At 39.6% G+C, this 323-nt stretch carries 1 pseudogene; it reads left to right on the top strand.

The window, feature by feature from the left end:
• Nucleotides 1-323: pseudogene (locus HMPREF2655_RS09920) on the top strand (cell surface protein); the annotation flags it as partial.

The raw sequence follows: 323 nt of genomic DNA, 5'->3' as shown, positions 1-323 counted from the left end.
ACCGGCGGAAGATGAAGAAATTCCAGATGGAGCAGAGCGAAACATTGCGCTTAAATTCAAAAGATTCCTTGATAATATAGAATCTTCAATTAAGGATTATACAGATAATCCAGAAGAGGAGAATAAAGAACTCCTAGAGGCTGATGTAGAAGAAGCAAAGAATTATTTTGAGACTGCAAAGAAGGCAATGAAGAGTCCAGAAGGTCAAAAAAGTTTTGTGGCATATGAAGCTCGCTACAATGAGTTGAAAGCCAAGGTTGAAGCTTTGTTGGCCGGTAAGACGGAACAACCAGCGGAACCAAAAGTTGAGCATCAAGAAATCA

It is taken from the genome of Streptococcus sp. HMSC066F01 (assembly GCF_001837335.1).
Classification (GTDB): Bacteria; Bacillota; Bacilli; order Lactobacillales; family Streptococcaceae; genus Streptococcus; species Streptococcus oralis_S.
Note: the sequence above shows the minus strand (reverse complement) of the source record. Positions and strands in the feature narration are given on the sequence as shown.